General features: G+C 71.8%; 21 protein-coding genes, 2 pseudogenes and 1 riboswitch. Of the genes and pseudogenes, 2 read left to right on the top strand and 21 right to left on the bottom strand.

Annotated features, from left to right (window positions below):
* Positions 1-2: 2 nt before the first annotated feature.
* Positions 3-168: riboswitch (cyclic di-AMP (ydaO/yuaA leader) on the bottom strand.
* Positions 169-555: 387 nt separating this feature from the next.
* The gene (locus A8W25_RS28575) at positions 556-2688 is read right to left on the bottom strand and encodes an alpha-galactosidase (protein ID WP_067166709.1); all 2133 of its coding nucleotides are present in this window, start codon (positions 2686-2688) and stop codon (positions 556-558) included.
* Positions 2689-2885: 197 nt separating this feature from the next.
* On the opposite strand from A8W25_RS28575, the gene A8W25_RS28570 reads away from it, so the two are divergent.
* Positions 2886-3701 carry a tyrosine-protein phosphatase gene (locus A8W25_RS28570; protein WP_067166706.1) on the top strand — a complete coding sequence of 272 codons (816 nt, stop codon included), beginning with the start codon at positions 2886-2888 and terminating at the stop codon, positions 3699-3701.
* Positions 3702-3716: 15 nt separating this feature from the next.
* Here the strand turns inward: A8W25_RS28570 and A8W25_RS34565 are convergent, their stop codons facing one another.
* The 20 genes and pseudogenes from A8W25_RS34565 to A8W25_RS28485 all read right to left on the bottom strand — a co-directional run bounded on the left by A8W25_RS34565 (position 3717) and on the right by A8W25_RS28485 (position 23929).
* Positions 3717-3863: a DUF6126 family protein gene (locus A8W25_RS34565; protein WP_199831849.1), complete on the bottom strand. Its 147-nt coding sequence runs from the start codon at positions 3861-3863 to the stop codon at positions 3717-3719.
* Positions 3864-3874: 11 nt separating this feature from the next.
* On the bottom strand, positions 3875-4483 hold the full coding sequence (locus tag A8W25_RS28565) for a helix-turn-helix domain-containing protein (protein ID WP_067166704.1): 609 nt from the start codon (positions 4481-4483) through the stop codon (positions 3875-3877).
* Positions 4484-4549: 66 nt separating this feature from the next.
* Positions 4550-5947 (bottom strand): aspartate aminotransferase family protein, encoded by a 1398-nt coding sequence (locus tag A8W25_RS28560; protein ID WP_067166701.1) that lies wholly within the window; start codon positions 5945-5947, stop codon positions 4550-4552.
* Positions 5944-7851 (bottom strand): 1-deoxy-D-xylulose-5-phosphate synthase, encoded by a 1908-nt coding sequence (dxs, locus tag A8W25_RS28555; protein ID WP_067166699.1) that lies wholly within the window; start codon positions 7849-7851, stop codon positions 5944-5946. The genes A8W25_RS28560 and dxs overlap by 4 nt, the downstream gene beginning before the upstream one ends.
* A gap of 44 nt (positions 7852-7895) precedes the next feature.
* Positions 7896-8030: pseudogene (locus A8W25_RS33050) on the bottom strand (4-hydroxy-3-methylbut-2-en-1-yl diphosphate synthase); the annotation flags it as partial.
* Positions 8029-8196 (bottom strand): annotated as a pseudogene (locus A8W25_RS33705) (4-hydroxy-3-methylbut-2-en-1-yl diphosphate synthase); the annotation flags it as partial. The pseudogenes A8W25_RS33705 and A8W25_RS33050, both read right to left, overlap by 2 nt.
* 4 nt (positions 8197-8200) lie before the next feature.
* Positions 8201-9223 (bottom strand): adenosyl-hopene transferase HpnH, encoded by a 1023-nt coding sequence (hpnH, locus tag A8W25_RS28550; protein WP_067166697.1) that lies wholly within the window; start codon positions 9221-9223, stop codon positions 8201-8203.
* 5 nt (positions 9224-9228) lie between these two features.
* Positions 9229-9882 (bottom strand): 1-hydroxy-2-methyl-2-butenyl 4-diphosphate reductase, encoded by a 654-nt coding sequence (locus A8W25_RS28545; protein ID WP_067166695.1) that lies wholly within the window; start codon positions 9880-9882, stop codon positions 9229-9231.
* Entirely contained in the window at positions 9882-11876 is a 1995-nt protein-coding gene (gene shc / locus A8W25_RS28540) for a squalene--hopene cyclase (protein WP_067166692.1), read from the bottom strand. The genes A8W25_RS28545 and shc overlap by 1 nt, the downstream gene beginning before the upstream one ends.
* A gap of 112 nt (positions 11877-11988) precedes the next feature.
* Positions 11989-13092 (bottom strand): polyprenyl synthetase family protein, encoded by a 1104-nt coding sequence (locus A8W25_RS28535; protein ID WP_107470810.1) that lies wholly within the window; start codon positions 13090-13092, stop codon positions 11989-11991.
* Positions 13089-14471 carry a hydroxysqualene dehydroxylase HpnE gene (gene hpnE / locus A8W25_RS28530; RefSeq protein ID WP_067166688.1) on the bottom strand — a complete coding sequence of 461 codons (1383 nt, stop codon included), beginning with the start codon at positions 14469-14471 and terminating at the stop codon, positions 13089-13091. Before hpnE ends, A8W25_RS28535 begins: the two co-directional genes overlap by 4 nt.
* Positions 14472-14607: 136 nt before the next feature.
* On the bottom strand, positions 14608-15558 hold the full coding sequence (gene hpnD / locus A8W25_RS28525; protein WP_067166685.1) for a presqualene diphosphate synthase HpnD: 951 nt from the start codon (positions 15556-15558) through the stop codon (positions 14608-14610).
* Positions 15555-16448: a squalene synthase HpnC gene (hpnC, locus tag A8W25_RS28520; protein ID WP_199831848.1), complete on the bottom strand. Its 894-nt coding sequence runs from the start codon at positions 16446-16448 to the stop codon at positions 15555-15557. Before hpnC ends, hpnD begins: the two co-directional genes overlap by 4 nt.
* Before the next feature lie 429 nt (positions 16449-16877).
* Entirely contained in the window at positions 16878-17678 is an 801-nt protein-coding gene (locus A8W25_RS28515) for an ABC transporter ATP-binding protein (RefSeq protein ID WP_067166669.1), read from the bottom strand.
* Positions 17671-18552: an ABC transporter permease gene (locus tag A8W25_RS28510; RefSeq protein ID WP_067166666.1), complete on the bottom strand. Its 882-nt coding sequence runs from the start codon at positions 18550-18552 to the stop codon at positions 17671-17673. The genes A8W25_RS28515 and A8W25_RS28510 overlap by 8 nt, the downstream gene beginning before the upstream one ends.
* A 117-nt stretch (positions 18553-18669) precedes the next feature.
* Positions 18670-19554 (bottom strand): glycosyltransferase family 2 protein, encoded by an 885-nt coding sequence (locus A8W25_RS28505; protein WP_067166664.1) that lies wholly within the window; start codon positions 19552-19554, stop codon positions 18670-18672.
* Positions 19551-20330, bottom strand: coding sequence for a CDP-alcohol phosphatidyltransferase family protein (locus tag A8W25_RS28500; RefSeq protein WP_067167359.1), 780 nt, complete (start codon positions 20328-20330; stop codon positions 19551-19553). The genes A8W25_RS28505 and A8W25_RS28500 overlap by 4 nt, the downstream gene beginning before the upstream one ends.
* Positions 20308-21369, bottom strand: coding sequence for an iron-containing alcohol dehydrogenase family protein (locus tag A8W25_RS28495; protein ID WP_067166663.1), 1062 nt, complete (start codon positions 21367-21369; stop codon positions 20308-20310). The genes A8W25_RS28500 and A8W25_RS28495 overlap by 23 nt, the downstream gene beginning before the upstream one ends.
* Positions 21357-22094 (bottom strand): sugar phosphate nucleotidyltransferase, encoded by a 738-nt coding sequence (locus A8W25_RS28490; RefSeq protein ID WP_067166660.1) that lies wholly within the window; start codon positions 22092-22094, stop codon positions 21357-21359. The genes A8W25_RS28495 and A8W25_RS28490 overlap by 13 nt, the downstream gene beginning before the upstream one ends.
* Positions 22091-23929, bottom strand: a complete 1839-nt coding sequence (locus A8W25_RS28485) for a DUF5941 domain-containing protein (RefSeq protein ID WP_067166659.1) — start codon at positions 23927-23929, stop codon at positions 22091-22093. Before A8W25_RS28485 ends, A8W25_RS28490 begins: the two co-directional genes overlap by 4 nt.
* A gap of 440 nt (positions 23930-24369) precedes the next feature.
* Here A8W25_RS28485 and A8W25_RS28480 point away from each other — a divergent pair, with 440 nt between their 5' ends.
* Positions 24370-25311 carry a cation diffusion facilitator family transporter gene (locus tag A8W25_RS28480; RefSeq protein ID WP_067166657.1) on the top strand — a complete coding sequence of 314 codons (942 nt, stop codon included), beginning with the start codon at positions 24370-24372 and terminating at the stop codon, positions 25309-25311.
* Positions 25312-25350: the final 39 nt, after the last annotated feature.

Genomic DNA, 25350 nt, shown 5'->3' with positions numbered 1-25350 from the left:
CGGATTCCTCTCCGGCGCCTGCGAGGTGAGCTGTCGGGTTCGGGCTGGAGCTGCCCGGCCGGGCACCGCGTGCGGTGCTCCGGCTTCACCCCGAGCCGTGCCGGAATTCCGGACGGCGCTTACCTGGGTCCCCCGCTCCTGCCACGCGTGGATGGGTGCGGATTCCGAGCGGTGGCAGGATTCGGCGGTCCACCCGGATTGCGGTGACCGTAAGCGAGCCCGGCGTGCCACGACAAGTGCCCATTCGTCATCCGTATTCCCGGCCGGGAATTCATCCGGGAATTGCGGTCACCCTGCGTCGACCGGAATTCCCAACAGGCCCCGCCGGACGGGGGAATTCATTCGGGGCCGCCACCACGGAACGTCACGGGTATGACGCTGCTCACGGGCAACCTCCCCTTCCCGTCGGGGAGATGGACAGTGACCACCAAATCACCCAATCCGGGCGAAAGTTCCACCCGCATTCACCCTCCTGGACACCTATCGCCCCACTCTGTCCACTTTTAGGCAGTCCCTCCTTATGGGGCAATTCACCGCGCCGGGATCGCGCATTCCTTATGCCTCGCCCCCGCCATCAGCCTCGCCCTCGCCCGTCCGCCGGAAACGGAACACCGCCGCATCAAGATCACCCCGAAGCCCGGTGTCCAGACCCCGGTGCAGCAAGAGCGCTCCCCTGTGCACGGCTCCGGTGTCCAGGCACCGATAGGCCGCCGCCGGGTCCAGGCCGCGCAGCCGCACGGCCGGGGGCCGCTCCCCGTAGTGCTGGGCCTGGAGGTGGGCCAGGACCACGGTGTCGTCGCCGCGCACGTACTGGACGGCGCTGAGCCCGCCGCTCGGCGGCCGCAGCCGGTACTGGGCCCCGAGCTGCACCACCGGCCGGATCGCCTTGTACAGCTCCACCCACCCGCGCGCCTCGGCCAGTTCGGCCTCGCTCCACCGGGCGAGGTCCCCGCCGATGCCGAGCACCCCGGCCATCGCGCTCACGAAGCGGAAGCGCAGGCTGCTGCGGCGGCCGTTGAGCTGGGTGTTGGGGCTGTCGGTGACCCAGGCGGCCATCACCCGGGCCGGGTGCAGCTGACTGAAGCCGTGCTGGATGGCGAGCCGGTCCAGCGGGTCGGTGTTGTCGGAGGTCCACACCTGGTCGGTACGGGAAAGGATGCCGAGGTCGATCCGGCCGCCGCCGCCCGAGCAGGACTCGAAGTCGACCGAGGGGTGGGCGGCCCGCAGCCGGTCCACCAGCCCGTACAGCGCCCGGACGTGCTCGGTCCAGAGCCGCTGCGGATACTCCTCACCGGGCCAGCCCGCGTCGCTGAAGCAGCGGTTGAAGTCCCACTTCACATAGTCGACGGGCACGCCGGCGAGCAGCCCGTCCAACTGCTCCCAGAGGTGGTCCTGGACGTCCGGGCGGGCGAGGTTGAGCACGAGCTGGTTGCGGAACTCGGTGCGCCGGCGGCCGCTCTGGTGCTGCACCCACTCCGGGTGCGCCCGGTACAGCGCGCTGTCGGGGTTGACCATCTCCGGCTCGACCCAGATCCCGAACCGCATACCCAGCGCGTGCACTTCGTCCGCGAGCGGCTTCAGCCCGCCCGGGAAGCGCACGGGGCTGGGCGTCCAGTCGCCGAGCCCGGCCGCGTCGTGGGTCCGGTCCCCGAACCAGCCGTCGTCGACGACGAACAGCTCCACGCCCAGCCCGGCCGCCCGCCGCGCCAGCGCGCGCTGCTGCTCCTCGCCGATGTCGAACCCGGTGGCCTCCCAGGAGTTGAAGAGCACCGGCCGCGGCCGCCCGGCGTCCGGGATCACCCGGGCCAGCTGCCAGGCGTGCCACTCCCGGCTGGCCCCGCCGAAGCCGTCGGGGCTCCACAGCCCGGCGAAGACGGGAGTGGTGTACGACTCGCCGGGCGCGAGCGGGAGCAGCCCGGAGTCGTCGTACCCGGCGCCGCCGCTGATCTGCACCCGGCCGTCCGGCAGCTGCGCCACGGCGATGCGCCAGGACCCGGACCAGCCGAGCGCGCACCCGTACACCTCGCCGCTCTCCTCGGTGGCGGCGCCCTCGGCGTCCAGGGCGACCCAGGGCAGGTGCTGGTGGCCGGTGTGGCCGCGGCGGCTGCCGAGGACCTTGTCGCCCGGGGTGAGCGGGGCCCGTACCAGCCGGGACTCGGCCGCCCAGCGGCCGTGCAGCTGGCTGATCCGCCAGCCGTCGCGCAGCGGCAGCGTCCACACGGCCGCGTCGGCGCGCAGCAGCTCCAGGTCCGGGTCGCCGGCCGTGCCCTCGTGGGCGACGGTGGCCCAGCGCTCGACGACGTCGGCGTCGTCGCGCATCCGGTAGTGCAGGGTGAGCCCGAGGCGGTGCACGGCGTCGGCGAACCGCAGCCGCAGCTCGTCGCCCCCGGTCGCGGCGCCCACGAAGGTCCACTCGGTACCGCGCACTTGAGGGGTCCGTACGGAGAGCGCGGGGCGCGCGAAACGGGGCCCGCCCTCCACCACGTACTCCTCCTGACCATCCAGTGGTGACTCGAAGGGCCAGTAGGGCGGCAGGGGCTGGGCTGCCAGTGCCTCGGCGTCGGCGAGGGCCAGGCGCGGGCCCCAGTGCAGATGCAGGAGCTCCCCGTGGTCCGTGAGGTGCAGCGCATAGCCGCTGGTGCGGCCGGAGAGCAGCCACACCCGTCCGTCGTCCGCGGTCTCGATCATCCCGACTCCCCAGTTCCGCACAGGTACGCACAGGCATGAACAACCGCACCAGGATCGGGGCAGCGCACCCGTGAGGGCAACGGGTGCGCGGGGGTCGCATTCCGGTCGGGCCATCGAGATGATTGCCCCGGGAATCCATGTCGTATCGTCGGATCGAGGCGGCGTGATCTTTCTTTCGAACCACATCAGGAGCCAACGTGACACAGCAGACTCCGCAGATCCCTTCGACCGAACCCGAGCTCTCCGGGGTGCGCAACTTCCGTGATGTGGGCGGACTGCCGACCGTGGACGGCCGCCGGCTGCGGCACGGGCGGCTCTTCCGCAGTGGCCACCTGGCACACGCGACCGAGCAGGACGCGGCCTTCCTCGCCACCCTCGGGCTGCACACCATCTTCGACTTCCGCAACGCGGCGGACCAGAGGCTGGAGGGGCCGGACGTGGAGCTGCCGGGGGTACGCAACGTGAACATACCGCTGACGGACCCCGCCGACGGGGCCGAGTTCTGGAAGATGGTCCGCGACGGCGACATCAACCAGCTGCGGTCGGTCCTCTCCGACGGCCGGGGCGCCGACCGGATGGCCCGCTCGTACCGGACGATCATCCAGCAGCGCACGGCCGAGCACAGCCGGGTGCTGCACGCGCTCGCCGAGGACAGCGTCCCGGCCCTGATGCACTGCGCGGCGGGCAAGGACCGCGCGGGCCTGTCCATCGCGGTGTCGCTGCTGGCGGTGGGTGTGGAGCGGGAGGCCATCGAGGCCGACTACCTCAAGTCCAACGACCCGCACCGCCGCTACAAGATGCACCGCAGCGACAGCTCCCCGGCCGGGCTGAGCGCCGAGGTGGTGGAGCTGCTCAACCCCCTCTTCGACGCCCGCGCCGGCTATCTGCACGCGGCCTTCGAGACGATCGAGGAGACCTGGGGCACCACCGAGCGCTACCTCTCCGAAGGCCTCGGGCTCTCCCCCGAGACCCGCGAGCGGCTGCGCGAGCGCCTCGTGGAGGACGCGGCGTAGCCGGCCTCCGGACGGTCACTTCCCGACGGTGAACAGGAGATAGAGGAAGGCCGCGAAGATGTGGCCCGCGATCAGATAGGCGAAGAGCCGGATCACCAGGCCCCGGGGGAACTTCGTCTCCTGGGTGCTCGCTCCGGACCGTCCCGAGGATTTCTGCGACATGTTCGTGCCTCTCAGCCGTGCGGGTGGTGCGGATGCGGATCGGGGCTCTGGAGCAGGGTGTGGACGAACAGGAACTCGGCCCCGCCGTGCGACACGGCGGAGATCCGGTGCGGGGTGAGCGAGTCGAAGTGCGCGCTGTCACCGGGGTCGAGTTCGTGGGTGGCGTCGCCGAGGGTGAGCCGCAGCCGCCCGGACAGGACGTGCAGCCACTCCTCGCCCGGGTGGACGCGGACGAGCTCGCGCTGGGTGCCGTACGGGACCTCGACGCGCAGGGCCTGCATGGCCCGGCCGGGGTGGCCGGCGCGGTGGTAGGTCCAGCCGTCGGCCTCGGCGGGCTCGGCGCGGCCGCCCCGGATCACGGGTTCACGCTCGGGCGGCATCTCGCCCAGCAGCTCGGAGACCGTCGTACCGTAGGTACGGGCGAGCGCGAGCAGCATCGGCAGCGAGGGCTGGCGGGCGCCCGTCTCCAGCCGGGAGAGGTGCGCCGGTGAGAGACCGGCCCGCGGGGCGGCGGCCTCCAGGGTGAGGCCCCGGCGGCGCCGCAGGTCGCGCAGGCGCGGGGCGACATCGGGGAGCGCGGGGCCGGACGGCTCCCCGGCGCCTTCGGCGGGAGTGCTCATGCACTCCATTCAGTCAGCGGCTTGCCTCTGGGGCAAATTTTTTGCCCCAGAGGCAAAAACACCCGCCTACCGGTTGGCGACCGCCTGCTTGACCAGGGTCCGTCCGAAGTCCCACATCAGGCCTCCCCCGCCGTGCGCGTCCTCCATCACGGCGGTGAAGGCGTCGACGAACCGGTCCACCTCGCGCTCGCCGATCGTCAGTGGCGGGATCAGCTTGATGACCTCAAGATGGTCGCCGGAGACCTGGGTGAGGATGCGGTGCTTCTGGAGCAGCGGCACCACGACCATCTGCGCGAAGAGGCCCTTGCGGGCGGCCTGGAGCATGGTCCAGCGCCCGCGCAGCCGGATCGAGGAGGGCTTGCCGAACTCGATGCCGATCATCAGGCCTCGGCCGCGCACGTCGTGCAGCAGCTCGTAGCGGTCGACCAGCGCGGCGAGCCGGGACCTCAGGAGCTCGCCGGTGACGCGCGCGTTGGCGACGACGGCCTCGTCCTCCATCACCGCGAGCACGGCGAGCCCCGCCGCCATCGCCTGGGCGTTGGAGCCGAAGCTCGCGGAGTGGACCAGGACCCGGTCCATCGACGAGTAGACCTTCTTGAAGATCCACTCCTTGCCGAGGGTCGCCCCGACGGGCACATAGCCGCCGGAGAGCGCCTTGGCGACGCAGACCAGGTCCGGCTCGACGCCCTTGTCGTGCTGGTACGCGTAGAAGTCGCCGGTCCGGCCGAGACCGGTCTGCACCTCGTCCGCGATGAGCAGCGCCTTGTGCCGGTGGAGCAGCTCCTGGGCGGCGAGCAGATAGCCGGGCGGCGCCTCGTGGACGCCCTTGCCCTGGATCGGCTCGACGATCAGCGCGGCCACGTCGCCCCGCTTCAGCTCCCGTTCCAGGGCGGCGAGATCGCCGAGCGGGACCGCCGTGTCGGGCAGCAGCGGGGCGAAGCCGTCGCGGAAGCCCGACTCGCCGTTGACCGAGAGCGAGCCGGTCGTCAGCCCGTGGAAGGCGTGGGAGCAGTACAGGACCCTGGGCTTCCCGGTGGCGTACCGGGCGAACTTCAGGGCGGTCTCCACCGCCTCCGTACCGCTGTTGCCGAAGAACACCCGGTCCAGGTGCGGGCTGTGGGCGAGCAGCTTCTCGGCGAGCAGACCGGGCAGCGGCTGGCAGTCGAAGCGGGTGAGGTCGGCGAGCGAGGCGTCGAGCACGTCGTGGAGCGCCTTGCGCACGACGGGGTGGTGGCGGCCCAGGCCCATCACCCCGAACCCGGCGAGCATGTCCAGGTAGTCCTGGCCGTCCGCGTCCCAGAAGTACGCGCCCTCGGCCCGCTCGTAGACCTTGTCGAAGCCGATGGTGTGCAGCATCCGCGGCAGCTGGTGGTTGAGGTACTTGGCGTGCAGCTCGTAGCGCTCGCCGCCGCGTTCGGCGAGGAGCCGGGCCAGGTCGAAGCCCGAGGGTCCGCCGTCGGTCATCCGTCGTTCTCCTTCTCGGCCGCCGCGGCGGCGTCCTGGCGCGCCGCGAGCGCGGCGCTGATCCGTCCCGCGATCTCCACCGGGGTGAGCCCGATGTCGGCGAGGACCTCGGCGCGCTTGGCGTGCGCGAGGAACTGCTCGGGGATGCCGAAGGTGCGCAGCGGCGTGTCCACCCCGGCGTCCCGCAGCGCCTGCCCGACGGCCCAGCCGACGCCCCCGGTACGGCTGTTGTCCTCCACGACCGCGACCAGCGCGTGCCGCTCCGCCAGCGGCGCCAGCTGCTCGTCGACGGGCTTGACCCAGCGGGGGTCGACCACCGTGCACCGGATGCCGCGCCCGGCGAGCAGGTCGGCGGCCTGGAGGCAGACGGGCGCGAGCACCCCGACCGCGAGGAGCAGCACCTCGGCGTCCTCGTCCCGGCGCAGCACGTCCATGGCCCCGACGCGGGCGAGCGCCGGGATGTCCGGGCCGACCGACTCCTTGGGGAAGCGGAGCACCGTGGGCGCGTCGTCGACCTCGACCGCCTCGCGCAGCTGGGCCCGCAGCTGGGCGGCGTCGCGCGGGGCGGCGATCCGCAGCCCGGGCACGACCTGGAGGACGGAGAGGTCCCACATGCCGTTGTGCGAGGCGCCGTCGACCCCGGTGACCCCGGCCCGGTCCAGGACGAAGGTGACCCCGCACCTGTGGAGGGCGACGTCCATCAGGACCTGGTCGAAGGCGCGGTTGAGGAAGGTGGCGTAGACCGCGACCACCGGGTGCAGCCCGCCGGTGGCGAGCCCGGCCGCCGAGACGGCGGCGTGCTGCTCGGCGATCCCGACGTCCCAGACCCGGTCGGGGAAGCGCGCGGCGAACTCGGTGAGCCCGGTGGGGTGGAGCATCGCGGCGGTGATCGCCACGATGTCGTCGCGCTCCTCGCCGAGGGCGGCCAGCTCCTTGCCGAACACCGACGTCCAGGAAGGGCCGTTGGACGGGGTCAGCGGTTCGCAGGTCAGCGGGTCCATCGCGCCGACGGCGTGGAAGCGGTCGGCCTCGTCGTCCAGGGCGGGCTGGTAGCCGCGCCCCTTCTCGGTGAGGCAGTGCACCAGGACGGGGCCGTGGAAGCGCTTGGCGCGCCGCAGCGCCGACTCGACGGCCTCGATGTCGTGGCCGTCGATCGGCCCCACGTACTTCAGCCCCAGGTCCTCGAACATCCCCTGCGGCGCGAACGCGTCCTTGAACCCCTTCTTGGCGCCGTGCAGCGACTCGTACAGCGGTCGCCCCACCACCGGCGTCTGCTGGAGCACCTGCTTGCCCCAGGCCAGGAAGCGCTCGTAGCCGTCGGTGGTGCGCAGGGTGGCCAGGTGGTCGGCTAGGCCGCCGATGGTCGGGCCGTAGGAGCGCTCGTTGTCGTTGACGACGATGATCAGGGGCCGGTCCTTGGCGGCGGCGATGTTGTTCAGCGCCTCCCAGGCCATGCCGCCGGTGAGCGCGCCGTCGCCGATGACCGCGACGACATGGGCGGACCTGCCGCGTACCTGGTTGGCCTTGGCGAGGCCGTCGGCCCAGCCGAGCACGGTCGAGGCGTGCGAGTTCTCGATGACGTCGTGCTCGGACTCGGCGCGCGAGGGGTAGCCGGAGAGCCCGCCCTTGGAGCGCAGCTTCGAGAAGTCCTGCCGCCCGGTGAGCAGTTTGTGTACGTAGCTCTGGTGGCCGGTGTCCCACAGGATGCGGTCGATGGGTGAGTCGAAGGTGCGGTGGAGCGCGATGGAGAGCTCCACCACCCCCAGGTTGGGCCCCAGATGGCCCCCGGTGCGCGCCACCGCGTGGATCAGGAACTCCCTGATCTCCTGGGACAGCGCGGCGAGTTCGGCGCCGTCCAGCGCCTTCAGGTCGTGCGGCCCCCGAACATTCTCCAAGATCGTCACGCTGGAGCCCCCTTCGGATCCCGTTCAGCTCTCGGTGGTGCCGGTCAGCCCCGCGCGGTGACGCTCGGGGCGCCGGAGGCGACGCCCTCCCCCTCCATCTCCTCGGCGATCTTCATCGCCTCTTCGATGAGGGTCTCGACGATCTTCGACTCGGGCACCGTCTTGATGACCGCTGCCCGCCCCGATGTCCGACGTACGCGTCGTCGTCATCGACTGCACCGAGACAGGGGCATCCCCGCCGACCGCCACCGACCCGACCTGGATGCGCCGCGAGGGGCGGCGCATCGCCGGCGGCCGGGCCGGCAGCGCGGGGAGGCCCAGGGAGACGGGCTCTCCGGTCCTCATCACGTCACCCGCGGTTTCCCTGCACGGTCTCGCGGACCGCGCGCAGCGACTCCTTGAGCGACCCCATGGTCGCGAGGACGGCGGTGGGCTCGTAGCCGCAGTGCGCCATGCAGTTGGCGCAGCGGTCGTCCTTGCCCCGGCCGTACTTGTCCCAGTCGGTCTCCTCGACGAGCTGCCGGTACGTCGGTACGTACCCGTCGCTCATCAGATAGCAGGGCCGCTGCCAGCCGAAGAGCGAGTAGTTGGGGATCGCCCAGGCCGTGCACGGGAAGTCCGCCTTGCCCTCCAGGAAGTCCAGGAAGAGCGGCGAGTGGTTGAGCCGCCAGCGCCGCCGGTTGCCCCCGGAGAACGCCTTCTTGAAGAGCTCGCGGGTCTGCTCGACGCCCAGGAAGTGCTCCTGGTCGGGCGCCTTCTCATAGGCGTACGCGGGCGAGATCATCATCTCGTCGACCTGGAGGTCGTCGTTGAGGAAGTTGAGCACCTCGATGATCGTCTGCGGGGTGTCGGTGTTGAAGAACGTGGAGTTGGTGGTGACCCGGAAGCCGTGGCGCTTGGCCTCCTTGATCGCCGCCACCGCCTCGTCGAACACGCCCTCCTTGGCCACCGACTCGTCGTGCCGCTCGCGCAGCCCGTCGATGTGCACGGCGAACGCGAAGTACGGGGACGGGGTGAACTTCTCCAGCTTCTTGCGCAGCAGCAGGGCGTTGGTGCAGAGGAAGACGTACTTCTTCTTCGCCACCAACTGCCGCACGATCTCATCGATCTGAGGGTGCATCAGGGGCTCGCCGCCCGCGATGGAGACCATCGGGGCGCCCGACTCCAGGACGGCGCCCACGGCCTGGGCGACCGGCATGCGCTGCTTCAGGATCCCGGCCGGATGCTGGATCTTCCCGCAGCCCTCGCACTTCAGATTGCACGCGAAGAGCGGCTCCAGCTCGACGATCAGCGGGAACTTCTCACGCCTGCGGAGCTTCTGTTCAAAAAGATAGGTCCCGACCCTGATGGACTGGCGAAGCGGCATGGCCATCTGGCTCACCTCCTGGGGAGCGGCAAAGAACGGTGCCATTCAAAGAAAGCGGGAAGGACGGCACGAAGAACACGGAAAGCTGATATTCCACCGCGTACCGTGCCGATCCGGACGAGTTCATGTTCTGGAGCGTCCACGACCACCCGTACGGCCGCAACCGGACGCTCTCCGGCCCCGACGGCGCTCCACAGCGTCGCCGCGGACTCCATGTCCACGGCGATCGCCCCGGTCGCGCGCAGCTCGGCCCGTTCGTGGCCACGGACCACGTGGTCGGAGCCGATGAGCGGACCGGTGTGCACGGTGCGGCCGGGCAGCGCCGCGCTCAGCGCCTTGGCCAGCACCTCCGTACCCACGCAAGGAGTCGTGCCGCGTGGGTCGCGGGTCTCTTCGGCGACGACCAGGTCCCCGGGGTGCATCCCGGGGGCGAGGCCGGCGCAGAACCCGGAGGCGATCACGGCCGCCTCCCGGTTGGTCGCCGTGCCCAGGCCGCGCAGCACGGCCCGCTCGGCGGCCCTGGGCCCCATGCCGCTGCGCAGCACGGTCACCACCTGCCCGGGCGCCCGGCCCCGGCCGCCGCTGCGCAGCGCCAGCTCCTCGATGGTGAGCGCACAGGCGACCAGCAGCGGTACGGGTTCCGGGGCGGGGGGGCGTACCTCCATCACTTCCCCTTGCGGGCGTTGGGGGAGAACGGTTCTCCATGGACATAGCGGCCGAGCGCGGTGAGCGGGAACACCTGCCGGTAGAGGTGGTAGTTGATCGAGAAGTCCCAGGGGAACCCGGTGCCGGTGAAGTACGGCTCGTCCCAGGAGCCGTCCGCCAGCTGGGTCCCGGCGAGCCAGGCGACGCCCCGCTCGACGGCCTTGCCCTCCCGCTCCCCCGCCGCGAGCAGCGCCAGCAGCGCCCAGGCGGTCTGGGAGGCGGTCGAGGTGCCGTGCCCGATCCACTCCTGTTCGCGGTAGGAGCGCAGGTCCTCGCCCCAGCCGCCGTCCTCGTTCTGCACCGACTCCAGCCAGGCGACGGCCCGGCGGACCGCCGGGTGCGAGGCGGGGATCCCGGCGGCCGTCAGCGCCGGCACCACCGAGCCGGTGCCGTAGACGTAGTTGACGCCCCAGCGCCCGAACCAGGCGCCGCTCGCCTCCTGTTCGGCGAGCAGCCACTCGATGCCGCGCCGGGCGCGCGGCTCATGGGCCCGGCCCTCGACGGCCAGCATCTCCACGACGTGCGCGGTGACATCGGCCGACGGCGGGTCGATGACCTCGCCGAAGTCGCAGAACGGCAGCCGGTTGGGGAACGGGCTGGTGTTGTCGGCGTCGAAGGCGCCCCAGGCCCCGTTCCTCGACTGCATGCCGAGCGTCCAGCGCGCGGCCCGGCCGATCGCCCCCTCGACCCGCTCGGGGTCGGGGTGGCGCACCCGGCGCAGCGCGAGGATCACTTCGGCGGTGTCGTCGATGTCCGGGTAGTTGTCGTTGTGGAACTCGAACGCCCAGCCGCCCGGCGCCAGTTGGGGCTTCTTCACCGCCCAGTCGCCCGGCCGGACGATCTCCTCGTCGAGCATCCAGTCGACGGCCTTGACCAGGGCCGGGTGGTCGGCGGGCAGGCCCGCGTCGGCGAGCGCGATGGTGGCGAGGCAGGTGTCCCAGACCGGGGACTGGCAGGCCTCGATCATCCGGGCGCCGTCCTCGCGCCACACCGCGAACCGGTCGAGGGATTCGAGCCCGGCCCGCATCACCGGGTGCTGGAGGTCGTAGCCCAGCAGATGCAGGGCGATCACCGAGTAGACGGCGGGTGGCTGGATACCGCCCCAGCAGCCGTCGTTCTCCTGGCGCTCGACGATCCAGCGGGCGGCGGTGTTCATCGCGGCCCGGCGCAGTCGGCGCGGGGCGAGGCGGTGGTAGACGTGCAGCGCCTTGTCCAGCCGCTGGAAGGCGCCGTCCCAGCTGGCGGCCGGGGCGAGCGGCTTGGCGGGGTTGGGGTCGCGCGCGTCGGTGTGCAGCTCGTCGAGCGCGAAGGGCGCGGGCCGCACCGGCCGCTTGGCGGAGACCACCGTGAGCGGCACGATCGTCTGCCGGGCCCAGCAGCCGAAGTCGTAGATGTTGAGCGGGAACCACTTGGGCAGGAAGAGCAGCTCCGGCGGCAGCTCCGGCAGGTCCTCCCACTTCCACCAGCCGAACAGGGCCAGCCAGATCCGGGTGAAGACCCGGCAGGCGGCGATGCCGCCCTGGCTCCTGACCCACGCCGAGGCCCGCGCCATGTGCGGGTCGTCCGGCCGGTCCCCGGCGAGCCGCAGCGCCACATACGCCTCGACGGTGGCGGAGAGCTCGGAGGGGCCGCCGTAGAAGGTGGCCCAGGTGCCGTCCTCGCGCTGCTCGCCCCGGATGAAGAGCGCGGCGGCCCGGACGGTCTTCTCGTCCTGGATGCCGAGGAACTGACGGAGCAGCAGGTCCTCGGCGTCCATGGTGACGTTGGTCTCCAGGTCGCCCTTCCACCAGCCGAGGGCGTCCTGCCTGCCGAGCAGGTGCTCGACCGAGCGGTCCGCCGCCCGCCGGGCGGCGCCGAGCACCTCGTCCGCGCCCGGTGGTGGCGCCGTCGTACCGGTGACCGCGGCGGCCGGGGGCCGCGTGGCCCCGGCGCTCGGGTCGGTCGTCGCTGTCATGGCTTCCCCTTAATGCAAGTGCAGTGCTACTTCTGCTGTGCTGGGGTCTCCGTCGGACGCGGGCCCCCTGGCGGGCCCGCTCCGGCGACGTCACGTCATATGCGAATGGTGATCATCTCTTCCGTACGACGACGAAGTCGGCAAGTGCGGTCAGCTGTGCCCGCACCCGCTCGGGCATGTCGACGCGGCCCAGCGCCTCGATCGCCACGGCGTGCTGCCTGCGGGCCTCCTGCGAGGTCCACTCCCGGCCGCCCGCCTCCTCGATGAGGGCCGCCCGGGTGGCGAACTCCGCCTCGGAGAAGCTGTCGAAGTCGTTGCTCTTGGCGTCGGCGGCGAGCAGCTCGCCCAGGCGCTCCGAGGCCGGGCCGCCGGCCGCGAGCGCGGCCACCACCGGCAGGGACTTCTTGCGCTGGCGCAGATCGCTCCAGGTCTGCTTGCCGGTGGCCTCCGGGTCGCCCCAGATGCCGAGCAGGTCGTCGATGGCCTGGAAGGCGAGGCCGAGGTGGTAGCCGTACGCCTCCAGCGTGTCGGCCGTGCGGTCGTCCGCGCCGCCGAGCACCGCGCCGATGGAGCAGGCGCAGGCGAGCAGCGCGCCCGTCTTGTTGCCCTCCATCTCCAGGCACTCCTCGACGGTGACCCGCTCGCGGTGCTCGTAGGAGATGTCCTGGGCCTGGCCGTCGATGAGCTTGCGGCTCGCGGTGGTCAGCCGGCGGGTGGCGCGCCCGGCCTCGACCGTGCCGAGCTCCAGGAGGACCTCGTTGGCCAGCGCGAAGAGCGCGTCGCCGACGAGGATCGCCTGCGCCGGACCGTGCACCTTCCACACCGTGTCGCGGTGGCGGCGCTGCTCGTCGCCGTCCATCAGGTCGTCGTGGAGCAGCGAGAAGTTGTGGACCAGCTCGACCGCGACCGCGCCGGGCACGCCGACCTCGGGCCGGGCTCCGGCCGCCTCGGCGGAGAGGAGGGCGAGCGCGGGCCGTACGGCCTTGCCGCCGTCGCCGTCCGCCGGGTTGCCCTGGGCGTCGATCCACCCGAAGTGGTAGGCCGCGACGGTGTCCATGGGAGCGGCGAGCCGCTCCACGGCCGTGCGCAGCACCGGCGTGGACAGCGTCCGCCCGCGCTCAAGCAGCGCGGCGACGTCCACGGTGTCGACAGCCGAGTCAGCCGAAGGCACAGTCGGCACGGTCTCTCCTCTTGTTCCAGTGCTGCTAAGGGTCATGCCGCCTCCTGAAGCGGATGGGCGTGGGAGCGGCCGAGTACGGCGAGAGCCGCGCCCGCGGCGCTGAATCCGCTGCGTACGGCGCTCTCCATCGTCGCGGGCCAGCCGGTGGCGGTCCACGCGCCGGCCAGGTAGAGGCCGGGCGCATTGGTGTGCGCGCCCGGGCGCAGCCGTCCGACGCCGGGGGTGGGGGCGAACGTCGCTGTGCGCTCCCGGGTCACGAAGAAGTCCCGTACGCCCGCGCCGCGCGCGGCGGGCAGCAGCCGTTCGAGCTCGGGCAGATAGCGCGCGCGCAGCGCGGCCACCGGCTCGTCGATCTCGTCCTCGGCGGCCGACTGCGAGACCGCCAGGTACTGGCCGCCGCCGGTGAGCCCGGAGGACTCGGTGCGGTCGAAGACCCACTGCACGGGCGAGCCGAGGGCGGCGAAGAACGGCTGCCGCAGCACCTTGCGGTCGTAGACGACATGGAGGTTGAGGATGGGCGCGGTGCCGATGTCGAGCAGTTTGCCCGGGTCGTCGAGCGCGCCGTAGGGCAGCAGGTCGTGCGCCTCGCGCTGCGGGACGGCCAGCACGACCACCTCGGCGTCCAGCGTCTCGCCGCCCGTCTCGACCCGCCAGGCGCCGCTCTCGGTACGGGAGACGGATTCGGCCTTGGTGCGGGTCTCGACGCGGACCCCGGCCGAGGCCAGCGCCTTGCGGGCCAGCGTGTCGTGCAGCTCGCCCAGCGGTACGTGTGCCCAGCCGATGTCGGCGGCGCCCGGCTCGGAGAGCAGACCGGTCTTGAAGACCATCGCGGCGAGCCCCAGCGAGGCGTGCGGCGCGGTCGCGTTCAGGGTCGCCACGCCGACCAGGTCCCACAGGGCCTCGACGGTGCGGGCGGACTGGCCGTGGCGGCCGAGCCAGGTGGCGAAGTCCACCCCGTCGAGCGCCGGGTCGGCCGGGTCGAGGCCCTTGAGCGCGAGTGCGGCGCGCCCGACGGAGGCCCGCTCGGCGAGCGAGAGGTGCGGATAGGTGGCGAGGCTGGCGGCCAGGTGCAGCGGGACCGGCAGGGCGGTGCGGCGCAGCCGGCCGAGCCGGGGTCCGCGCGGGTGCGCCACGTCCAGGACCGGCACGTCGAGGCGGTGCTGGAGGGGGGCGAGGTCGGCGCCGCCGACCCGGTCGAGGAACCAGCGGTAGGCCGTGCAGCAGCGCAGATACACGTGCTGTCCGTTGTCGACGGTGAGCTCGCCGCGCCGGAAGGAGAAGGCGAGGCCGCCCAGCCGGGGGCGGCCCTCGATCAGGGTCACGCCGAGGCCGGCGCCGGCGAGTTCGAGCGCGGCGGTGATGCCGGCCAGGCCGCCGCCGACGACCACCGCGCGTTCGGGCTGCGGGGTTGTCATGCGCCCTCCCCTTCGGCCGTGCCGGTGTCGTGCGCACGCCCGGCCGTCGAAGTCAGGGACGCCCCGGCCGGAGCGGGGGTTGCACACCCTGTGCGCGTAATGCTCCTCGGCCGCACGTCCAGGTGCCCATGGGCCATCAGGCGCGCCTCCTGGCGGTCTGCCGGGAGACGGTACGGGTGTCGAGCCCGGACAGTCCGCGTACCGCCACGTACGCCTTCTCCCTGCCGGGCAGCGAGACCCGGCCGCGCAGCACGGCCTCCGGGTCGCGCTCGATGCGGTCGAGCAGCCGGCGGTAGATTCCGGCCATCGCGGCGACGCAGGCGCCGCTGCGCCGGTCGAGCATCGGCAGCAGCCGGTAGCCCTCGGCGAACAGGGCTCTGGCGCGGCGCACTTCGAAGTGGACCAGGCCCGCGAAGTCGGAGCCGGCCGGCGGCACCGGGGTGTGGAAGCCCGTGGCGCACCCGAACTTCGCCAGGTCGTCGGCGGGCAGATAGGTCCGCCCGTTGCCCGCGTCCTCGCGAACATCTCTGAGGATGTTGGTGAGTTGCAGCGCCAGGCCCAGCGTGTCGGCGTACTCCGCGGCGCGCTCGGTGCCCGGTGCGCCCGGTTGTGTACCGAACACGCCCAGGGAGAGCCGCCCGATGGCGCCCGCGACACACCGGCAGTAGACCTTCAGGTCGTCCCAGGTCTCATAGGTCTCGCCGTGCACGTCCATCAGGACGCCGTCGATGAGCTCGTCGAGCCCGTCCAGCGGGATCGGGAAGCGGCGCGCCGCGTCGGCGAGCGCCACGGCCACCGGGTCGGTGTCGTCCTCCTCGACCGTGCCCTCGGCGATCCGGCCGAGCAGCGCCCGGGTGTCCTCCAGGCGCTGCTTCTTGGCCTCGCCGGGCAGGGTGCCGTCGCCGATGTCGTCGACGCGCCGCGAGAACGCGTAGAGCGCGGACATCGCCTGGCGCTTGTCGGTCGGCAGCAGCCGGATGCCGTACGCGAAATTGCGCGCCTGCTGTCCGGTCACCGCCTCGCAGTAGCTGTACGCGGCCTGTACCGGCGCGGACACATGTGCGTGTGGTTCCACGGTCCGGCTCACCCCTCTCTACGCGCTCTACGCAACACGGCTCCCACTTCGCGCAGCAGACTGGACTTGGTGGGCTTGGGAGGTCCAGGGAGTACGTCGTGGCCGGCGGCAGCGACCGCGTCGAGCGCGGCGCGTCCCCCGGCCACGAATCCGGCCAGCAGCAGTCTGAGTCTGCCGTGGACGCTACCCACCAGGGAGGTGCCTTCATTCAGCAGCTGTGCGGCGCGTTCCGCTTCGAACGCGACCAGGGCGCGCACCGACGCGCCCCCGCGCGGCGCGGCCAGATCGGCCTCCGTGACATGGAACCGCCTCATGTCCTCGGCGGGCAGGTAGATCCGGTCCCGGCCGAGGTCCTCGGTGACGTCCTGGAGGTGTTCGACGATCTGGAGCGCCGTGCAGACGGCGTCCGAGCGGCGGACGCGCTCGGGGCTCTCGGTGCCGGTGATCGCGAGCACCAGGCGCCCGACGGGATTGGCCGACAGCTCGCAGTACGCGACCAGGTCCTCATAGGTCTCGTACCGCCTGACCTGCTGGTCCTGCCGGTTCGCCGCGATCAGCCCGAGGAACGGGCCGGGGGTGAGCGAGCGGCGGCGGACGGTGGGCTGCAGGGCCCGAAGCAGCGGGTGGTGCGGGGTGGAGTCGAAGACGCGGCGCAGATCGGCCTCGAAGGCGTCGAGCATCACGAGCCGGTCGTCCGCGTCGGCGGGGGCCACCCCCAGGTGCCGGGCGTCGGCGCCGCCGGGGGCGAGGTCGCCGTCGCCGATGTCGTCGACCAGGCGTGCGTAGCCGTACACGGCCATCAGGTCGTCGCGCCAGGCGCGCGGCAGAAAGAAGGGGGCCACCGGGAAGTTCTCCTCCGTGGCCTTGTCGAGCGTGGTGCGCGAGGGGGAGTCGGTGCGCACGTCCCGGACACCTGTCACCGGGGGCCGCCCGGTACGGGAACGGCGGAGGTCTCTCGTAGCTGGAGATTTCCCGTAGCCATTGCCGTCACATCTCCCGTTCTACACCGCCGACCCAAAACATCCCATTTCGGACACGCCGCCGAGCCTCCCGAGTGGAGGACGGCTCCCGCGCGGGGTGCCCGGGGCGGTACCGCCCGTCCGTCACGATCAACACCGGTACAGCTTACGTTGTACAACGCCTGACAACACGTCGGGGTGTTGCGCGCATTACAAGAACACTTCAATCCACGCCAACCTTCCCCCGACACGGGCGACTTGACGGAGCCTTGACAGCCGGGTCCGCCGTGACCACCGCCCCGGAGGACGCGAAGGCCCCCGCCGGGGTTGATCGACGGGGGCTTTCGGCGGCGCACGGCCAGTGATCGGGTGTCAGCGACCCGTTTCCTTCTGGTACGCCTTGACGACCTCGTCGGTGGGGCCGTCCATCAGGAGCTCGCCCCGCTCCAGCCAGAGCACCCGGTTGCAGGTGTCCCGGATGGACCCGATGCTGTGGCTGACCAGGAAGACCGTGCCCGCGTGCTTGCGCAGCTCGCGGATCCGCTCCTCGGAGCGGATCTGGAACTTGCGGTCACCGGTGGCGAGCGCCTCGTCGATCATCAGTACGTCGTGGTCCTTGGCGGCGGCGATGGAGAACCGCAGCCGGGCCGCCATGCCCGAGGAGTACGTCCGCATCGGCAGGGTGATGAAGTCGCCCTTTTCGTTGATGCCGGAGAAGTCGACGATGTCCTCGTACCGCTCCTTGATCTCCTCGCGCGACATGCCCATGGCCAGGCCGCCCAGGACCACGTTGCGCTCGCCGGTCAGCTCGTTCATCAGCGCGGCGTTGACGCCGAGCAGCGACGGCTGGCCGTTGGTGTACACCCGGCCCTTGGCGGGCGGCAGCAGTCCGGCGATCGCCCGCAGCAGCGTCGACTTGCCCGAGCCGTTGGTGCCGATCAGGCCGATCGCCTCGCCGCGGTACGCGGTGAAGGAGACACCCCGTACGGCGTGCACCTTGCGCATGCCGCGCGACTCGCCGGTGTCCCGCCTCACTATCCGGCTCAGCGCGGCGGTGGCGCTGCCCCGGCCGCCCCCGCCGTTGACCGTGTACACGATGTGCACATCGTCGGCGATGACGGTCGGGATGCGCTCGCCGCTCGCGTCGGCGATACGGATGTTGTCCTCAGCCACGGCCGTACTGCTCCTCTGCCTTCCAGAAGTACACGAAGCCCGCGACGCCCACGACGAGGGCCCAGCCGACCGCCGCCGCCCACACGTGCGGCGGCAGGTTGCTGGCACCGTACCCGTCGATCATGGAGTACCGGGCCAGGTCCATGTAGACCGCAGCCGGGTTCACCTGGAGGACCTGGGCGAGCCAGTGCGGCTTGCCCTGGAGGACCACCTTGATGCTGAACATGACGCCCGACGCGTACATCCAGGTACGCAGGATGAACGGCATCAGCTGGGCCAGGTCGGGGGTCTTGCTGCCGAGCCGCGCCATGATCATGGCCAGTCCGGTGTTGAAGACGAACTGGAGCGCCAGGACCGGCACCATCAGCAGCCACGACGCCATCGGCATGGTGCCCGAGGCGACCACCACGAGGACCAGGACGATCAGCGAGAACAGCAGCTGCTGGAGCTGCTGGAGCGCGAAGGAGATGGGCAGCGAGGCGCGCGGGAAGTGCAGCGCGCGCACCAGGCCGAGGTTGCCGGAGATCGCCTTGACGCCCGCCATCACCGAGTTCTGGGTGAAGGTGAACACGAACACGCCCGTCACCAGGAACGGGATGTACACGTCCGACGGGATGCCCCGCTTGGCGTTCATCAGCACGCCGAAGATGAAGTAGTAGACCAGCGCGTTGAGCAGCGGGGTGGCCACCTGCCAGATCTGGCCGAGCTTCGCCTGGCTGTACTGGGCGGTCAGCTTCGCCTGCGAGAACGACAGGATGAAGTGGCGCCGCCCCCAGAGCTGGCGGCAGTAGTCGAGCAGCCCCGGCCGGGCGCCGCTCACCGCCAGGCCGTGCTTGGCGGCGAGGTCCGCCGGGGACAGAGTTGTGTCACTCACAAGAGGAAACTTTCGCTTTCAAAGAAGTACGCCCGATGACCGATGACACGAAGTGCCCGGGACCCGACGGCCCACACCCGATGTGCTCAGACCCGATGCAGCTCAGACCCGAGAGTGTCAGATGACGGGCGGTCGGCCCAGCCGGGTCAGCCGCCAGACCGTGCGCCACTTCATCGGACGGCGCGGTCCGCAGGGAGTGGTCCAGCCCTCCTTGAAGCCGCCGAACCACGCCTTGAGGGCGGGCCCGGAGGGCTTCCTGGCGAGCGTGAGCAGCATCCAGACCCCCAGATAGACGGGGACCAGCAGGGCCGGCAGGTTCCGCCGGGCCAGCCAGACCCGGTTGCGGGCCACCATCCGGTGGTAGACCGCGTGCCGGGACGGCGCCGTGGTGGGGTGGTACAGGACCATGTCCGCGCGGTAGTCGATCATCCAGCCGGCGTCCAGCGCCCGCCAGGCCAGATCGGTCTCCTCGTGGGCGTAGAAGAACTCGTCCGGCAGCCCGCCGACCTCCGCGACGACCTTCGTCCGTACGGCGTTGGCGCCGCCCAGGAAGGTCGTCACGCGCGAGGAGCGCATCGGGTCGGAGGCGCGCAGCCGCGGCACGTGGCGGCGCTGGGTGACCCCGGTCTCCGGGTCGGCGATGCGGAAGCTGACGATGCCGAGCTCGGGGTCGGCGGCGAACGCCCGGCGGCACAGCTCGGCCGTGTCGCTGTTCGCCAGCAGACCGTCGTCGTCGAGGAACATCAGGATGTCGACCTCGGCGCCGGACGGGCCGAACGCCTCGATGCCGACGTTGCGCCCGCCGGGGATGCCCAGGTTCTCGGGCAGCTCCACGGTCCGTACACCCGCCGGGACGTCCGGGACCGGAGCGCCGTTGCCGACCACCACGACCTGGACCGGGTCGCCGTCCTGCTTGGCGACCGAGTCGAGCAGCGCGCGCAGCTCCTCGGGGCGGTTGCCCATGGTGATGACGACCGCGCCGACCTTCAGCGGGGCACTCATTTGAGCCTGCTGGAGGCGAGGATGGACACCAGGTGCAGCACGCTCTGCAGCAGCGCGATGCCCGCGAGCACGGCGACGCCGAGCCGGGAGAAGTACAGGTCGCCGCGGACGTGGTCGACGATCGCCAGGACCAGGATCAGCAGCGTCGCCTCGATCCCCATGACGAGCCGGTGGAACTTGAGCGCTCCGGCGGCCCGGCGGGCCAGCGCCATGCCGGAGGAGCGCGGCTCGGCCGCCGCCTCCTTGACGGGCGGCATGCCCTGCTGGTGGCGGGCGACGCCGACCAGGTCCGTCTCGGACTTGATCAGTATGGCGCCGAGCGCGGCCAGGGTGCCGAGGAAGGCCCACAGCCAGTCGATGCGGCCGGTGCCCCAGATGTCGGCGGCGCGCAGCCCGAAGCCGACCAGGACCGCGGCGTCGAGGACGTAGGCGGCGACCCGGTCCACGTAGACGCCGACCATCGAGTACTGCTTCTTCCAGCGGGCGACCTCGCCGTCGACGCAGTCGAGCAGCAGATAGACCTGGGCCATCACCACGCCGAGCACGGCGCCCCAGATCCCGGGCACCAGCAGGGCCGGGGCCGCGAAGGCGGCGGCGACGGTCATCACATAGGTCAGCTGGTTGGGCGTGACCCGGGTGGTCACCAGGTGCCGGTCGACGCGCAGGGAGACCTCGCGCATGTAGAGCCGGCCGCCCCAGTGCTCGCCGCTCCGCCGGTCCTTGACGCCCGGAGGGTGCACGACCGGGCGGAGTTCAGCTACCGATGGCTTTTGCATAGTCGGCGTAAGCGTCCTTGATCTGGTCTGCGGACAGGTTGAGGTGTTCCAGGATCGTGAAACGGCCCGGCCGGGTCTGCGGGGCGTAGGCCACCGCCCGGACGAACTCGTCGGCGGAGAAGCCGATCTCCTGCGGAAGCACCGGCAGGCCGTGCCGCCGCAGCACCTCCGTGAAGAGACCGGACTGCTCCGCGGCGCCGCGCAGATGCATCGCGAAGGCGGCGCCGAGGCCGACCTGCTCGCCGTGGAGCGCGGAGCGCTTGGGGTAGAGCAGGTCGAAGGCGTGGCTGATCTCGTGGCAGGCGCCGGACGAGGGGCGGGTGTCGCCGCTGATCGACATGGCGATGCCGGAGAGCACCAGCGCCTCGGACAGGACGGTGAGGAACTCGTCGCCGCCGACCCCGCCGGGGTGGCGCAGCACGGACTCGCCCGCGGTACGGGCCATGGCCGCGGCCAGACCGTCCACCGGCTCGCCGTTGACCTGGTGCGAGAGCTCCCAGTCCGCGATCGCGGAGATGTTGGAGATCGCGTCGCCGATGCCCGAGCGGACGAACCGGACCGGGGCCTCGCGGATCACGTCGAGGTCGATGACCATGGCGATGGGCGTGGGCACGCCGTAGGAGCCGCGGCCGTTGTCGTTGTCCAGGATCGAGACCGGCGAGCAGATGCCGTCGTGCGAGAGGTTGGTGGCGACCGCGACCATGGGGAGGCCGACCCGCGCCGCGGCGTACTTCGCCACGTCGATGATCTTGCCGCCGCCGAGGCCGACGACCGCGTCGTACCGCTTGCCCTTGATGTCGTCGCCGAGCTGCACGGCCGAGTCGATGGTGCCGTCCGCGACCGGGTACCAGTCGGCGCCCGGCAGCACCGGCGCCAGCTTCTCGCTCAGCGCCTGGCCCGAGCCGCCGCTGACCGCGATCGCCAGCTTGCCGGAGGCCGAGATCCGCTGGTCGGCCAGGAGGCCCGCCAGATCGTCCAGGGCGCCCCGGCTGATGTCGACGACGACCGGCGACGGGATGAGCCGGGTCAGTACTGGCACGCGATCTCACGGCCCTTCGCGAGGTCGTCGTGGTTGTCGATCTCGACCCACGAGACCTCTCCGATGGGGGCCACGTCGACGGTGAAGCCGCGGTCGACGAGCTCCTGGTAGCCGTCCTCGTAGTAGAGGTCGGGGTCGCGCTCGAAGGTGGCCTTGAGGGCGTCCGCGAGCTCCTCGGCGGCCTCGGGCTCGATGAGGGTGACGCCGATGTACTCGCCGGAGGCGGTGGCCGGGTCCATCAGCTTGGTGATGCGCCGCACGCCCTTGCCGGGCTCGGTGATCACCTTCATCTCCTCGTCCGCGAGCCGCTTGACCGCGTCCAGGGCGAGGATGATCTTCTTGCCCTCGCCGCGCGCGGCGAGCAGCGTCCGCTCGACGGAGACCGGGTGCACGGTGTCGCCGTTGGCGAGGATGACGCCCTGCTTCAGGACCTCACGCGCGCACCACAGGGAGTAGGCGTTGTTCCACTCCTCGGCCTTGTCGTTGTCGATCAGCGTGAGCTTGACGCCGTACTTCGCCTCAAGGGCTTCCTTGCGGTCGTACACGGCTTCCTTGCGGTAGCCGACGACGATCGCGACCTCGGTGAGACCCACCTCGGCGAAGTTGCCGAGCGTGAGGTCGAGGACGGTGGTGTCGCCGTCGACGGGCACGAGGGCCTTCGGGAGCGTGTCGGTGTAGGGGCGCAGACGCCGTCCTGCACCGGCTGCGAGTACGAGGCCGATCATGCCGTTTCTCCTTCGTCATGTACTGCGGGTGCTCCGGAGGACACCCAGAAGCGGATGGACTCCACGACCACCAGGAGCGCGAGGGCCACCGCGAGGGCGGTGAGCGCCAGGGTGAGGTCCGTGCCGCGGGTGGCGAGGGCCGCGGCGAGCACCGCGACCACCAGCGTCCGCCCCTCGTGGCCGCCGGTCAGGCGCACCAGCCAGCGCGGCGGCGCGCCGGAGCCGCCCTTGATGCGGTAGACCGTGTCGTAGTGATGGTAGGCGACCGCCGCCACCAGTCCGAAGGCCGCGGGCAAGGCCCCGTTCACTTCGGAGCGGGCCGCGAGGGCCAGGACCGTGCCGTATTCGGCGGCCCGGAAGAAGGGCGGCACCAGCCAGTCGAGGGCGCCCTTGAGGGGGCGGCTCACGGCGGCTCCCGCGAACACGGCGTACAGCGCCGCGCCCACCACGACGTACGGGCCGTCGAGGTCCTGGGTGAGGGCCGCGCCCACCACCGCCGCCGCGCCGAGCAGGGCGAGGACGGGCGCGGTCCAGGCGCCCTTCCTGATCGGCGCCACCTTGGCGAAGACCTCCGCCAGCGGCCCGCTGTCGGCGAGCTCCGCGAGCGCCTGAGCGGCCCGGTCGGTACGGGTCGCCCGGCGGCTCAGCGAGCGCAGCACGCGGCCGGCCGTGGTGTAGGTCGCCGCGAACGCGCACCCGATGAGCAGCACGTAGAAGACGGTGCGGGGGGTGGTGACGGCGGTCAGGACCGCGATCATCGCCCAGCGCTCACCGATCGGCAGCACGATCATCCGGCGCACCCAGACCGTCCAGCCGACCGAGTCGAGCCTGCCGGAGAGGGCGGCGGTGGGGCTGGTGTTGGCGGTGGCATCAGTGCCCACGACGTGCGCCTCGTTGAACGAGAAGTCCACGACGTGGCGGCAGGTCTGGAGCACCATCGCGCCGAGCGCGAGCGCCCACACGTCATCGCCGCCGCGCGCCGCGCCGAGCGCCAGGCCCGCGTAGTACGCGTACTCCTTGGCCCGGTCGAAGGTCGCGTCCAGCCAGGCGCCGAGCGTGGAGTACTGGAGCGAGTAGCGGGCGAGCTGCCCGTCGGTGCAGTCCAGCACGAAGGAGAAGAGCAGCAGCGCGCCGGCCGCGACGAAGCCGCCCCGGGTGCCGGTCGCCGCGCAGCCGGCCGCGATCAGCGCGGTGAGCAGCGAGGCGGTGGTGACCTGGTTGGGGGTGAGGCCCCGGCGCGCGCACCAGCGGGCGAGGTAGCGCGAGTACGGGCTGATGCAGAAGGTGGTGAAGAACCCGTCGCGGGACTTCACGGCCGTACGCAGCCGCACCGCCTCGTCGTCCACCGCGTCCACGGCCTTGCGGGCGGCGAAGGCGGCCTCGGGCCCGGCGGGCACGGTGGCCACCAGCGAGCCGAGCTCGGGGCGGTGCACGGCGACGCCGCCGTCCGCCAGGGCGGCGGCGACGCGGTCGGTGAGGGCGCCGGTGGCGGTGGCCGGGGCGTCCACGGCGACCGCGCCGGCGGGCGCGGCGGGCCCGGCGAGGTCCGCGAGCGTGCGCGCGAGCGCGGGGCGGGCCTCCGCCTGGACCGCCAGGGCACCGGTGACCGCCGCCGCCGGGAAGCGGGGGTCGGTCAGTGCGAGGCGCAGGGCGTGGGTGTGGCCCACGAAGGACGGGTCGACCAGGGCGACCCGCTCACCGGGCGGGACCTCGGCGAGCAGGCCGGGCAGGTCCTCGGGCCGCTGGGCGGACCGTACGTCGAAGCCCAGCGAGCGCAGCTCGGGCCCGAGCTGCGACCCGGGGACCGGCAGGCCGGTCAGGATGGCGGTCGACAGACGAACTCACTCCTTGGAGCTGGCATGGCTGATGTCCGAGGCCGGCCCGGAATCAAGCGGCGGGCGGCGCGTCGGCAGAGGCTATCGGGAGGCTATCGGATGCGTGGAACCGGGAGTTCACCGCCTGTTTACGCCCCGAACGGGCCCGTGCGGCAGGGGCTGCCGCGTGGATCATCATCGTCGATCAAGGCCGCGCCCCACAAACCGCCCCCCGTCCGGCGGGCCCGGGGCTCCACGCCGCCGCGGCCGGTCGCGCACCGCCCTGACCTGCGACGCCTGTACGAATGGCGCACGCGCGTCGCATCAAGGACGTTTCCGCAGGTCAGGGCACATGACAACGGTGTTCAGTGCCGTGTTGCCCGATACCCCCCGCCCGTAGTTCACTGACCCCTCGTACGCAGATCGCACAACCATGCCAAGAGTCTGAGAGGTGGCCTTCCATGGGGGCTGGGCACGACCACGGACACACGCACGGCGGGCCGCCGCCCACCGGGACGGCTGCCGCGGCGTACAAGGGGCGGCTGCGGGTGGCCCTGGGCATCACGCTGGGCGTGATGGTGGTCGAGATCGTCGGCGGGCTGCTCGCGGACTCGCTGGCGCTGGTCGCGGACGCGGCGCACATGGCGACGGACGCCCTCGGGCTCGCGATGGCGCTGCTCGCCATCCACTTCGCCAACCGCCCGGCCGGCCACAACCGGACGTTCGGCTACGCCCGGGCCGAGATCCTGGCCGCGCTCGCCAACTGTCTGCTGCTGCTCGGCGTCGGTGGATACGTCCTGTACGAGGCGGTCCAGCGGTTCGTCGAGCCGGCCGCCACCTCGGGTCCGACGACGATCGTTTTCGGCCTGATCGGCCTGGTCGCCAACATGGTCTCGCTCTCGCTCCTGGTCGGCGGCCAGCAGGAGAGCCTGAACGTGCGCGGCGCCTTCCTGGAGGTGGTCGCGGACGCGCTCGGCTCGGTGGCCGTGCTGCTCTCGGCCGCGATCATCATGACGACCGGCTGGCAGGCAGCCGACCCGATCGCCTCGCTGGTGATCGGCCTCATGATCGTCCCGCGTACGGTGAAGCTACTGCGGGAGACGCTGAACGTGCTCCTGGAGGCCGCGCCCAAGGGCGTCGACATGGGCGAGGTGCGGGCGCACATCGTGGCCCTGCCGGGCGTGGAGGACGTCCATGACCTGCACGCCTGGACGATCACCTCGGGGATGCCGGTGCTCTCGGCCCATGTGGTGGTCAGCCAGGAGGCCCTGGACTCGGTGGGCCACGAGAAGCTGCTGCACGACCTGCAGGGCTGCCTGGGTGACCACTTCGACGTGGAGCACTGCACCTTCCAGCTGGAGCCGAGCGGCCACGCGGCCCACGAGGCCGGGCTCTGCCACTGACCGGCGTGGGGTCCGAACACTTCTTATCGCTCACACGTT

The organism is Streptomyces sp. ERV7 (assembly GCF_001653515.1).
Lineage (GTDB): Bacteria > Actinomycetota > Actinomycetes > Streptomycetales > Streptomycetaceae > Streptomyces.
Note: the sequence above shows the minus strand (reverse complement) of the source record. Positions and strands in the feature narration are given on the sequence as shown.